This window comes from Pseudoxanthobacter sp. (genome assembly GCF_036822375.1).
GTDB lineage: Bacteria > Pseudomonadota > Alphaproteobacteria > Rhizobiales > Segnochrobactraceae > Pseudoxanthobacter.
This window is the reverse complement of record NZ_DAISHT010000102.1, coordinates 1-12239: the sequence shown is the minus strand read 5'-3', so window position 1 is coordinate 12239 and position 12239 is coordinate 1. Positions and strand designations below refer to the sequence as shown.

At 68.4% G+C, this 12239-nt stretch carries 7 protein-coding genes; 1 reads left to right on the top strand and 6 read right to left on the bottom strand.

Going from position 1 to position 12239, the window contains the following annotated elements:
* A partial coding sequence (locus tag V7067_RS10875; RefSeq protein WP_334175923.1) for a hypothetical protein occupies positions 1-173 on the top strand: 173 nt, incomplete at its 5' end.
* Between the two features lie 129 nt (positions 174-302).
* Here V7067_RS10875 and V7067_RS10870 read toward each other — a convergent pair.
* From V7067_RS10870 to glgP, 6 genes are all read right to left on the bottom strand, one after another.
* The gene (locus V7067_RS10870) at positions 303-938 is read right to left on the bottom strand and encodes a peroxiredoxin (RefSeq protein ID WP_334175922.1); all 636 of its coding nucleotides are present in this window, start codon (positions 936-938) and stop codon (positions 303-305) included.
* Between the two features lie 188 nt (positions 939-1126).
* Positions 1127-5443: a glycogen debranching protein GlgX gene (glgX, locus tag V7067_RS10865; RefSeq protein ID WP_334175921.1), complete on the bottom strand. Its 4317-nt coding sequence runs from the start codon at positions 5441-5443 to the stop codon at positions 1127-1129.
* A complete protein-coding gene (gene glgA / locus V7067_RS10860) occupies positions 5440-6915 on the bottom strand; it encodes a glycogen synthase GlgA (RefSeq protein ID WP_334175920.1) in 1476 nt (491 codons plus the stop codon). The genes glgX and glgA overlap by 4 nt, the downstream gene beginning before the upstream one ends.
* Before the next feature lie 165 nt (positions 6916-7080).
* Positions 7081-8349, bottom strand: coding sequence for a glucose-1-phosphate adenylyltransferase (gene glgC / locus V7067_RS10855; protein WP_334175919.1), 1269 nt, complete (start codon positions 8347-8349; stop codon positions 7081-7083).
* Positions 8350-8583: 234 nt separating this feature from the next.
* On the bottom strand, positions 8584-10836 hold the full coding sequence (gene glgB, locus V7067_RS10850) for a 1,4-alpha-glucan branching protein GlgB (RefSeq protein ID WP_334175918.1): 2253 nt from the start codon (positions 10834-10836) through the stop codon (positions 8584-8586).
* Between the two features lie 12 nt (positions 10837-10848).
* Positions 10849-12239 (bottom strand): glycogen/starch/alpha-glucan family phosphorylase (gene glgP, locus V7067_RS10845; protein ID WP_334175917.1); only part of this gene is annotated, 1391 nt, incomplete at its 5' end.

Below are 12239 nucleotides of genomic sequence, written 5' to 3'. Positions count from 1 at the left end.
AAACCATCCGCGCGCTGCGCAAGGACGTGACCGCCAAGTGCTATGGCGGCGACATCACCCGCAAGCGCAAGCTGCTCGACAAGCAGAAAGAGGGCAAGCGCAAGATGCGCCAGTTCGGCAAGGTGGACATTCCGCAGGAAGCGTTCATTGCCGCCCTCAAGGTGGATGTCTGATCCCGGCTGCCACGGCGGCCTGAGAACGGCGAAAGCCCCGGCGGGTCTCCCGGCCGGGGCTTTTTTCCGGCATCCGGCAGGGCGGCGGGCCCTGCGGCCGCAGTCAGCCCGCCGCCCTGCCGGTCCGCGTCATTTGCCGGGCTGGGCCACGAAACGAAGATAGGGCTTCAGCGCCTTCCAGCCCTGCGGAAACTTCTCCTTCGCCGCCTCGTCGGACAGCGAGGGCACGATGATCACGTCTTCGCCGGGCTTCCAGTCGGCCGGGGTGGCGACCGAGTGGTGCGCGGTCAGCTGCAGCGAATCCACCACGCGCAGGATTTCCTCGAAATTGCGGCCGGTGGAGGCCGGGTAGGTGAGGGACAGCCTGAGCTTCTTGTCCGGTCCGATGACGAACACCGAGCGCACCGTCGCCGTCTCGTTCGCGTTCGGGTGGATCATGTCATAGAGCGTGGCCACCTTGTGGTCGCTGTCGGCGATGAGCGGGAAGTTCAGCGCTGCGCCGGTGGTCTCCAGAATGTCCTGCGCCCAGCGCTCGTGGTTGCCGAGGCCATCCACCGACAGGCCGATGACCTTCACGTTGCGGCTGTCGAACGCCGGCTTCAGCCGCGCCACCGATCCGAGTTCGGTGGTGCAGACGGGCGTGAAGTCCCGCGGGTGCGAAAACAGGATGCCCCACGAATTGCCAAGCCATTCATGGAACGAAACCGGACCGATGGTCGTTTCGGCCGTGAAATCCGGCACGACATCTCCAAGACGCAGCGACATGGACTCTTCTCCGTTTCAGCAGGCGGCCGGGCCGCCGGGATGAAACGGAGTCTAGTCCCGCGGGCTGCGGTGCGGCGAGCAACGGCCGCCGCCGCAATCCGGCCGTTCGGGCAGAAAGACCCGCCGGCAGGCCCGCACCCGGAACGGATTTCTCCTGACCCGGCCAGGCCGGCCCGGTCAGGAGAAAATCAGCCTTCCGGCGCCGGGGGCGGCGCGGCCGGGTTGCGCTCGTCCATCGCCTCCAGAATGGCGCGGGCGAGCGGGGTGGTGAAGAGGTGCTCCACCGGCTGGGAGAGCTTGCGCCGCCAGTTCGGCCGCTGATCCACCGTGCCCGGCAGGTTCACGGCATCGGTCTCGCCGCAAAGGTCGTCGGCCTGCACCAGCGCCAGCAGCGAGGGCGTGCGGGCGATGAAGCGGTGCAGGGCGGCGGCCAGCGCAACCGGCAGGTCTTCGCTGGCGGCGAGTTCCGGCCAGCGCGCATCCTCGATCAGCCCTTCGGCATCGAGGCGCTTCAGCAGGGCGGCGCGCGCCGCTTCGCGCTCCGTCCTTGCCGCGGCCGCACCGGCTTCGTCGGTCATGCCGAGGGCCAGCCGCTCGGCAATGTCGGTGCCGGCCCACCAGCCGGCCAGCGTCGGCAGGTCGTGGGTGGAGATGCAGGCCGCGGCGCGGGTCGGGTAGTGTGCGGGCGGGCGGAAATCCGTCCCCTCCCGCTCGAACCACAGCACCCGGTAGGACAGCACGCCGGCGTTCTGCAGCGCCTCGCCGATGCCCTCCGGCACGGTGCCCAGATCCTCGCCCACGACAAGGCAGCCGGCCTTGCGGCTCTCCAGCGAGACGAGCCCGAGCAGGTCGCGGAACGGATAGGCGAGATAGGTCCCCTCACGCGCGCTGGCGCCGTCCGGCACCAGAAACAGCCGCGTCAGCCCCATGACGTGATCGATGCGCAGCGCGCCGGCATGGCGCATGTTGGCGGAGACGAGATCGGTGAAACTGCGATAGCCCTCGCGCGCCCACTGCAGCGGGTTCGGCGGCGGCAGGCTCCACACCTGCCCTTCGGTGGAGAACGGATCGGGCGGGGCGCCGATGGAAACGCCGTTCATCAGCAGGCCCTGCTCCGACCACGCCTCCGCACCGTCGGGCGCGGTGCCGACGGCGAGGTCGCGGTAGAAGCCGATCGAAAGGCCGGCCGCCTTCGCCTCTGCCGCGGCGCGGCCGAGCTGCAGGTCGGCCACCCATTGCATGTAGACCGAAAAGCGGATGCGGCGCGCATTCAGGGCCGCAAACCGGGCAACGCCGGTGGCGCCGGGCGCGGAAAGATCGGCCGGCCAGGTCTGCCACCACGGCGTTCCCTGTGCCTCGGCCAGCGCCTCGAAGGTGGCAAAGCGCTGCAGCGCGGCGCCGCGGGCGGCACGGAACTGCTCGAAGGCCAGCACGCGCGGATCGTGCGGGGCCGCACCGGCACGCGCTTCGAAGGCGGCAAAGGCCGCCTCCAGCACCCGCCGCTTGGCGGCCCACACGCCGGGATAATCCACCGCCTTCAGGCCGCGCGCCGCGGCAAAAGCCCCGTCTGCGGCGGCAAGGGCTGCCGAAACGCGCGGATCATCGCGCTCGGGCAGCGCACTGACATCGATATAGATGGGATCGAGAAAGCGGCGGTCGGAGGGGTGGTAAGGGCTCGCCCGCTCCCGCTCGCCGGGGAACAGGGCATGCAGCGGGTTGAGGCCGATGGTGGCCGCACCTTCGCCGGCAGCCTCGCGCGACAGGGCGGCGAGGGCGGTGAAATCGCCGATGCCCTGATCGGCGCCGCGCCGCAGCGTGTAGAGATGGGCCGCGATGCCGAAGCGGCGCTTGCCGGTTTCCAGCGCCGGCGGCAGGAAGCAGCGGCCCGGCACGACGATGAGCGGGCAACAGACCGCAGGGTCTTCGCCAAGGCGCACCACATGGTGCCCCAGCGGCTGCGGCGGCAGCAGCAGCGTGCGCACCGGCACGCGGCGGCCATCCGGCAGGTCATGCCACTGCCGCGCGCCGTCATGGGCGGTGACGACAATGCTTTCGCCGCTGCCGTCCTCGCGCTCGATGGCAAGGGCAAAGGAATGACCGGCAACCGCCAGCCGCCCGCCGAGCCGCACCATCGCCTGATCGCCGCCATGGGCCACGATCACCGGCGGCAGCGGGCTCAGCTCGCGCCCGGCGACCAGTTGTTCAAGGCTGTCGCGGGCCTCGCCGGTGCTGCCGGCCGGCAGATGCATCGCGGCCAGAAGCGCGCGGCGGGTGTCGTCGCCGACGCGGTGCTGGTGGCCGGTTACATCCCACCAGTGAGGGGCAAGTCCGGCAGCGCCGGCCAGCCGGTCGAGCACGGCCGGATCGCACGGGCTGCGACGGCGGCCGGGCTCCGGCTCCTCCGCCGCCAGCACGACGCTGCGCGGGGCAAGGCTGATGCGCGCCGCGGCCGGCCGCGGTTCGTCGAGCTGCGGTTCTGCGGTGTCGATGACGACGGCCCAGCGAAAGCCCGGTCGCGGCCGCGGCAGGCAGGCCTCCAGCCGCTGGCGGCCGGCGTGCAGCGCCACCACCACGCGGCTGGCTTCGGCCGGCGGCGAGGCCGGGGCATAAAGCGCGGCGATGAGCGTGCGGTTGGCGGCATCCGACCAGTCGGCCCCGCTCATCGGCCGGCCATCGGGGTGCAGCCACACCACATCGGGAATGCCGGTGGAATCGCACGGCGAGCCGGTCAGCGGCCGCGTGGCGCGCAGGGCCGGGTGGGCGAGGCGGGCGGCCACCAGCCGGGCCGTGAAGGCGGCCAGCGCCATGTCGGCGCCGGCCCAGTCGAACCACGAGGTCGGGTTGTCCTGCGCATAGGCATTGTTGTTGCCGGCCTGCGAGCGGGCGCACTCATCGCCCATCGACAGCATCGGCGTGCCGCGCGAAAACAGCAGCGTCGCCAGAATGGCGCGCATGTCGGCCAGCCGCCCGGCATGGACGACATGGTCGCCCGTCGGCCCTTCCACGCCGTAGTTCCACGAGAAGTTCTCGTCGGTGCCGTCGCGGTTGAATTCGCCGTTGGCCTCGTTGTGCTTGTCGGCATAGGAGACCAGATCGGCCAGCGTGAAGCCGTCGTGGGCGGTGACGAAATTGATCGAGGCGGCGACCGGCCGCGCGCGGCCGCCGAAAATATCGGCCGAACCGGCAAACCGCGTGGCAAGTTCGCCGATCAGCCCGGCATCGCCGCGCCAGAAGCGGCGCACGGCGTTGCGGTAACGGTCGTTCCACTCCGCCCAGCGGGTGGGGAAGGCGCCGAGATGATACCCGCCCGGACCGGGATCCCACGGCTCGGCGATCATCGTGACATGGCGCAGCACCGGGTCCTGCTCGATGGCGGCCAGCAGCGGCGCCTGCGGATCGAAGCCGCTGTCGCGCCGGGCGAGGGTGACGGCCAGATCGAAGCGGAAGCCGTCGATGCCGGTGCGCTCCACCCAGATGCGCAGGGCATCGAGCGTCAGCCTCAGGCCCTGTGCGCGGTCGAGCGGCAGGGTGTTGCCGCAGCCGGTATCGTTGACATAATGCAGCGGCGAGCCGGGCACGAGGCGGTAATAGCCGGTGTTGTCCAGCCCGCGCAGCGACAGCGTCGGGCCCCAGTGGTCGCTTTCGCCGGTGTGGTTGAAGACCACATCGAGGATGACGCCGATGCCCGCCGCATGCAGGGCGGCGACGGCCGCACGAATCTCGGTAAAGCCGCCCGGCGCAAGGCGCGGGTCGGGGGCCAGAAAGCTGACCGGGTTATAGCCCCAGTAGTTGCTGAGGCCGAGCGGCGGCAGGTGCCGCTCGTCGATGGTGGCGGTGGCCGGCATCAGCTCCACCGCCGTCACGCCCAGCGATTTCAGGTGCGCGATGGCGGCCGGGTGGCCGAGCCCGGCGAAGGTGCCGGCGATGTCGGGCGGAATGTCCGGGTGGTTGCGGGTGAACCCGCGCACATGCAGCTCATAGAGCACGGCCCGCGAGATATCCGGCGCCGGGCGCCGCGGCACCGGCGGCGGCGGCACCTCGATGATCGCCTTCGGCACGAAACACGCCGTATCGCCGGCACCCGGCGCGGCCTGCGGCTCCGTTCCGGCCGGAATGTCGAACAGCAGCGGATCGAGCCGGAACGGCCGGTCGAGCCGCGTCGCATAGGGGTCGATCAGCAGTTTGGCGGGATTGAAGCGATGGCCTTCCAGCGGCGCCCACGGGCCGTCCGCGCGCAGGCCATAGCGCCGTCCGGGCTCGACGCCGCCGATGAAGGCGTGGAACACCGAACCGGTGCGCGTGGCGAGAGGAATACGCTCCAGCTCCTCGGTGCCGCTCTCGTCGAACAGGCAGAAGGTGACGGCCGTGGCGGTGGAGGAAAACACCGCCACGTTGATGCCGTTGCCGTCAAGGCTGACGCCCAGCGGCTCGGGCCGGCCGGGGCCGATGATGCGCAGCGGCTCCGCTGCGAGCCGCCCGGCGTCGTCCGCCCCGCGCATCGTCATGCCCACTCCGCGCGGGCGAGGCTGCGATAGAGCGCAGCATAGTGCTTCGCCGGGCCGCGCCACGAAACGTCCGTCATCATGGCGTTGATCTGGAACTGGTGCCACAACTCCTGATCGCGCCACAACTCCGCGGTGCGCATGATGGCGGTGTCCAGCATGTCGCGGGTGGCGGGCGAGAACACCACGCCGGTGCCGATGCCGCGGTTCCGCGCCGCCTCATTGGCATCGATCACCGTGTCGGCCAGCCCGCCGACATGGGTGACGACCGGCAGCGCGCCATAGCGCATGGCCGAAAGCTGGGTCAGGCCGCAGGGCTCGAACCGCGAAGGCACCAGCAGCGCGTCGCAGCCGGCCTGAATCTGGTGCGCGAGCCCCTCGTCATAGCCGATCACCGTGCCGACGCGGCCGGGATGGCGGCGCTCCGCATCGCGGAAGCCCTGTTCCATCCAGCCGTCGCCCGCGCCCAGCACCACCAGCTGCGCGCCGAGGCGCACGATGGTGTCGACGCAGCCGAGCAGCATGTCGAGACCCTTCTGCCAGGTCAGCCGGCTGATGACGCCGAAAACGAGCGCGCCCGGATCGTGCTCCAGATTGAGGCGGCCCTGCAGCGCCGCCTTGTTGGCCGCGCGCTGGCCGAGCGCTTCCACCGAAAAAGGCTGGGCCAGCAGCGGGTCGCGCGTCGGATCCCAGTGCGCCTCGTCGATGCCGTTCAGAATGCCGGAAACCAGATCGGCGCGCCCGCGCAGCAGCCCGTCGAGGCCCATGCCGTTTTCCGGGGTGCGGATTTCGGCGGCGTAGGTGGGCGAGACCGTGGTGATGCGGTCTGCCAGCCGCAGCCCGGCCTTGAGGAAGCCGACCTGCCCGTAATATTCCACGCCGTCGACGCTCATCGCATAGGACGGCAGGCCGAGCGAGGCGAAGACCGAGGCCGGGTACTGCCCCTGGAAGGCGAGGTTGTGCACGGTCATGATGCTCGGCGTGCGCCGGGCCGTGCCATAGGTGATGTAAGCCGGCGTCAGGCCGGCCTGCCAGTCGTGGCAGTGCACCACGTCGGGCTCGAAGGCCGGCAGCCGGCCCGAACCGACGAAGGCGCCGACCGCGGCGAGGGCGGCAAAGCGCTGGGCGTTGTCGCCCCACTCCTGCCCGTCGGGGCCGACATAAGGGTTGCCCGGCCGGTTGTAGAGATGCGGGGCATCGATCACCAGCAGGTCGAGCCCGGCGGCCTGCGCACCGAGCAGCGTGGCCCGGCCGCCGAACAGGTCGGCGAAGGTGTGCAGCACCTCCTGCATTTCAAGGGCGGCCATCACTGTCGGATAGCCCGGCACCAGCGTGACGATGCGCACCCCTTCCGGGGCCAGCGCTGCCGGCAGCGCACCCGCCACGTCGGCGAGACCGCCGGTCTTGATGAGAGGAAACACCTCCGCGACGACCGAGAGAACGGAAAGCGGCGGCTTGGCTTCAGGCGTCACCATGGCTGCGGACTGGGCCCCGGCTTGAAAGAGGACGGCCCGCCCGCGCAAGGCGCAACAGAGCAGGCCCGGATAAGGGATCCCGGATAGGGATGGCGGCAGGAAATGCACCCGGTCCGGCCCGGCGGCAATGCCGCCGGACCTGCGGGCGCCGGCCGGCTCGGTGCCTCAGAGCACCAGCCGGTCGATCATCGGTTGGGTAATGAGGCAGATGCCCTTGGCCGAGCGGCGGAACCGCTTGGCGTCGAGCTCCGGATCCTCGCCGACCACGAGGCCCTCGGGGATCTGCACGCCGGCATCGACGACGACATTGGTGAGCCGCGCGCCGCGGCCGACCATGACATAGGGCAGGATCACGCCGTTCTCGATGCGGGAATAGGAATTGAGGCGCACGCCCGTCGACAGCATGGTGCGGCGGATCGACGAGCCCGACACGATGCACCCGCCCGAGACCAGCGACGAGATGGCCTGACCGCGCCGCCCGTCCTCGTCATGGACGAACTTCGCCGGCGGCGTGATCTCGCCATAGGTCCAGATCGGCCAGTCGCGGTCGAACAGATCCAGCTCGGGCACCACGTCGGTCAGGTCGATGTTGGCTTCCCAGTAGGCATCCACCGTGCCGACATCGCGCCAGTAAGGTCTGATCTCGGAATCGGAGCGCACGCACGAACGGTCGAAGGGATGGGCCACCGCGCCGCCGTTGCGCACGATGTAGGGAATGATGTCCTTGCCAAAATCATGGGACGAAGTGGCATCGGCCGCATCGCGCCGCAGCTCGTCCATCAGGAACTTGGTCTCGAACACATAGATGCCCATCGAGGCCAGCGCCCGGTCGGGCTTGCCCGGCATGGCCGGCGGATCGGCGGGCTTTTCCACGAACGACAGAATGCGGTCATTGTCGTCGACGTGCATCACGCCGAACCCGCGGGCTTCCTCGCGCGGCACCTCGATGCAGCCCACAGTCACCTGAGCCTTCTGCTCAACGTGCTGCTGCAGCATCTTCTCATAGTCCATCTTATAGACATGATCGCCGGCCAGAATCACGATGTACTTAACATCGTGGGCCTCGATGATGTCGATATTCTGATAGACCGCATCCGCCGTGCCGAGATACCAGCTTTCTTCCGAAATACGCTGGCTGGCCGGCAGAATATCGAAGCTCTCGTTGCGTTCCGGCCGCAGGAAGTTCCAGCCACGGCTGAGGTGGCGGATCAGGCTATGGGCCTTGTACTGCGTCGCCACGCCAATGCGGCGGACGCCGGAATTGAGTGCGTTCGACAGCGCGAAGTCGATGATGCGCGATTTGCCGCCGAAATAGACCGCCGGCTTGGCACGGCGATCGGTCAGCTCCATCAGACGACTGCCGCGTCCGCCGGCGAGCACATAGGCCATCGCCGAGCGGGCGATCGGGCCGCTCATTCCCCCTTCACGTGGCATCGCGGGAGCCCTCCTCAAGATTATCCATCCACGGCCCGGGTCTGGTGCCCGGTCGGGCAGACCGGCCGGTGCACTCTCGCAGCGGCCCGGTGCCGGTTATCGGGCCGGCCGGGGGCCTTCGTCCCCGGCCGGATGGAGTGCGCAGCGCGGCGCAAGGCACGCCGGAGATGCGCCCTATATCCGCCACAAAACACTGATCGCGCGATGGCGCCTTGCGGGGGATCAACCGGCCTTTCAGACCGGGTCGGCGGGACCGTCCGTCACCGGGCTTTCGTCCGGCGCGAACGCGAAATAGACCGCCGCCAGCGGCGGCAGCGTGATCTCGGCACTGGCGGGGAAGCCGTGGCTCGGCTCCGATCCCGCCCGCACCGCGCCGAGGTTGCCGATGCCCGAGCCGCCATAGATGCCGGCATCGGTGTTCAGCACCTCGCGCCACAGGCCCGCCGCCGGAAGGCCGATTCGGTAGCCGTGGCGCGGCACAGGGGTGAAGTTGAACACGGCCGCCACCGGCGGTCCGCCCGTGCCGTCATAGCGCACCCACGCGGCCACCGACTGGTCGCGGTCGTCGACCACGATCCACTGGAAGCCCTCCGGCTCGCAGTCGCGCGCATGCAGCGCCGGCAGCGTCCGGTAGAGGTGGTTGAGGTCGGTCACCAGCTTCTGCAGGCCCTGGTGCGGCTCGTAGACCGTCAGGTGCCAGTCGAGGCTCTGCTGGAAGTTCCATTCGCCACGCTGGCCGAACTCCTGTCCCATGAACAGCAGCTTCTTGCCCGGATAGGCCCACATCAGCCCGTAATAGGCCCGGAGGTTGGCAAATTTCTGCCAGTCGTCGCCCGGCATCTTGTGCAGCAGCGAAGACTTGCCGTGCACCACCTCGTCATGGCTGATCGCCAGCACGAAGTTCTCCGAATAGGCATACATGATGCCGAACGTCAGCTTGTCATGATGCCAGCGGCGATGGACCGGGTCGAGCTTCATGTAGTCCAGGGTGTCGTGCATCCACCCCATGTTCCACTTGAAGCCGAAGCCAAGCCCGCCTTCGGAGGTGGGGGCCGACACGCCCGCCCACGAGGTCGATTCCTCCGCCACCGTGAACGAGCCCGGATAGAGCCCGTAGACGAGTTCGTTGAAGGTGCGGATGAAGGCGCTGGCATCCTTGTTGTCGTTGGAGCCGTCCGGGTTGGGGGCCCACTCGCCCTCGCGCCGCGAGTAGTTGAGGTAGAGCATCGAGGCGACGGCATCGACGCGCAGCCCGTCGATATGGAACCGGTCCAGCCAGTAAAGCGCGTTCGCCGTCAGCATGTTGGCGACTTCGCGCCGGCCGTAGTCGTAGATCGCGGTGTTCCAGTCGGGGTGGAAGCCGCGCCGCGGATCGGGATGCTCGTAGAGCGGCGCGCCGTCGAAATAGGCGAGCCCGTGGATGTCGGTCGGGAAATGGGCCGGCACCCAGTCCAGAATCACCCCGAGGCCGGCGGCATGGGCCCGGTCGACGAAGCGGGCGAAGCCCGCCGGGTCGCCGAACCGGCTGGTCGGCGCGAACAGCCCGATCGGCTGGTAGCCCCAGGAATCGTCCAGCGGATGTTCGGAGACCGGCAGCAGCTCCAGATGGGTGAAGCCCATGTCGGTGGCATAGGGAATGAGCTGGTCGGCCAGCTCGTCATAGGTGAGGAAACGGTTGCCCTCGCCCCGCCGCCACGATCCCAGATGCACCTCGTAGGTGGAAACCGGCGCGCGATGATGGTGTTCGGCCTCGCGCGCGGCCAGATAACCGGCATCGCTCCAGCTGAAATCGTCGGTGCGGGCCACCACCGAAGCCGTGGAGGGGCGCAGCTCGCCGGCAAAACCGAACGGATCGGCCTTCAGCGGCAGCAGCACGCCGTCGCGGCTGTAGATCTCGTATTTGTAGTTCGCCCCCTCGCCGATGCCGGGCACGAAGATTTCCCACAGACCGCTGTCGACGCGCTTGCGCATCTGATGGCAGCGCCCGTCCCAGCGGTTGAAATCGCCCACCACCGAGACGCGCGCGGCGTGGGGTGCCCACACCGCAAACGACACGCCGGCAATGCCCTCATGCACGCAGAGCTGCGCGCCGAGGCGCTGGTAGAGCTGGTGGTGGCTGCCCTCGATCAGGAGATGATCGTCAAGCGGGCCGAGAACGGGCCCGAAGGCATAGGGGTCGTAGAACTCCCACACCCCGCCTTCGTTGGCGGCCCGCAGGCGGTAGCGGCCGATGTGCTTTCCCGCCGGCAGCGGGCCTTCGAACAGGCCCGCCGGATCGCTCATATCGAGCGCGGCAATAACCGCGCCGCGCCCCTCCTTGTCATCAGCGACCACCGCCACTGTCTCCGCCCCGGGAACGAAGGCGCGAATCACCTGGATTCCATCGCATTCGTGGGGGCCGAGAACAGCGAACGGGTCACTGTGCCGGGCCGAGACAATCTCTGCGACTGTCCCGGCCGCCAATTTCAACGCGGACGCGGCACGCATTTTTTAAGTGCCTTATTCGACCGGCTTTACCGGTACATGCCAGATATCCCCGGCGTATTCGCCAATGGTACGATCAGACGAGAACCACCCCATGTTGGCGACGTTGATAATGCTCGACCGCCACCACTGAGACTTGTCGCGCCACAGCGAACCCGCCTTGCGTTGTGTAGCATAGTAGGAATCGAAGTCCGCCGTAACGAGGAAATAGTCGTGATGGCGGAGCGCATTCACCAGGCTGTGGAAGCGCTCGTTCTCGCCCGGCGAAAACACGCCGGAGGCCACCGCGTCGATCACCTCGGAAAGCTGCGGCGAAGCGGCAATGGCTCCGCGGCCTTCGATACCTTCACGCCGCCGGGCTTCGACTTCCTGAGCCGTCAGACCGAAGATGAAGATGTTGTCGGCGCCGACATGTTCCAGAATTTCCACGTTGGCGCCGTCCAGCGTGCCCATGGTGAGGGCGCCGTTGAGCGACAGCTTCATGTTGCCGGTGCCGGAGGCTTCCATGCCGGCGGTGGAAATCTGTTCCGACAGGTCGGCCGCCGGAATGATCGATTCCGCCAGGCTGACATTGTAGTTCGGCAGGAACACCACCTTCAGCTTGCCGCGCACCGTCGGATCGCTGTTGACGATCTTGGCCACGTCGTTGATCAGCTTGATGATCAGCTTGGCCTGATGGTAGCTCGCCGCCGCCTTGCCGGCGAACACCTTCACGCGCGGGGTCCAGTCGCGCATCGGCTGGGCGCGGATGGCGTCATAGAGCGCGATCGTCTCCAGAATGTTGAGCAGCTGGCGCTTGTATTCGTGAATGCGCTTGATCTGGATGTCGAACAGCGCATCCGGGTCCACCGCCACGCCGAGCTGCTCGCGGATGATCTTGCCGAGCGCGATCTTGTTGGCGCGCTTGACCGCCGCGAACTTCTCCTGAAACGCCGCGTCGCCGGCAAAGGCTTCCAGCTTCTTCAGCTTGCGGGTGTCGTCCAGCACATCCGGCCCGACGGCATCGACGATGAGGCGCGTCAGCCCGGGGTTGGCCTGATAGAGCCAGCGGCGGAAGGTGATGCCGTTGGTCTTGTTGGTGATCTTGCCGGGCTGCAGGGCGTTGAAGTCGCGGAACACCGTCTGCTTCATCAGATCGGAGTGCAGCGCCGACACGCCGTTGACGCGGTGCGAGGCGAGGAAGGCGAGATTGCCCATGCGCACGCGCCGGCCATGCTGCTCGTCGATCAGCGACACCGAGGCGAGGAAGCCGCCGTCGCCGTTGATGCGGCGGGCGTTGTCCAGATGCAGGGCGTTCATCAGGTAGATCAGCTGCACGTGGCGCGGCAGCAGCCGCTCCATCAGCGGCACCGGCCAGCTTTCCAGCGCCTCGGGCAGCAGGGTGTGGTTGGTGTAGGAGAACGTGC

Bases quoted from the DNA above. Each gene is read 5' to 3' on its own strand.
- V7067_RS10870 (WP_334175922.1), bottom strand. From the start codon at position 938: ATGTCGCTGCGTCTTGGAGATGTCGTGCCGGATTTCACGGCCGAAACG.
- glgX (WP_334175921.1), bottom strand. From the start codon at position 5,443: ATGACGATGCGCGGGGCGGACGACGCCGGGCGGCTCGCAGCGGAGCCG.
- glgA (WP_334175920.1), bottom strand. From the start codon at position 6,915: ATGGTGACGCCTGAAGCCAAGCCGCCGCTTTCCGTTCTCTCGGTCGTC.
- glgC (WP_334175919.1), bottom strand. From the start codon at position 8,349: ATGCCACGTGAAGGGGGAATGAGCGGCCCGATCGCCCGCTCGGCGATG.
- glgB (WP_334175918.1), bottom strand. From the start codon at position 10,836: ATGCGTGCCGCGTCCGCGTTGAAATTGGCGGCCGGGACAGTCGCAGAG.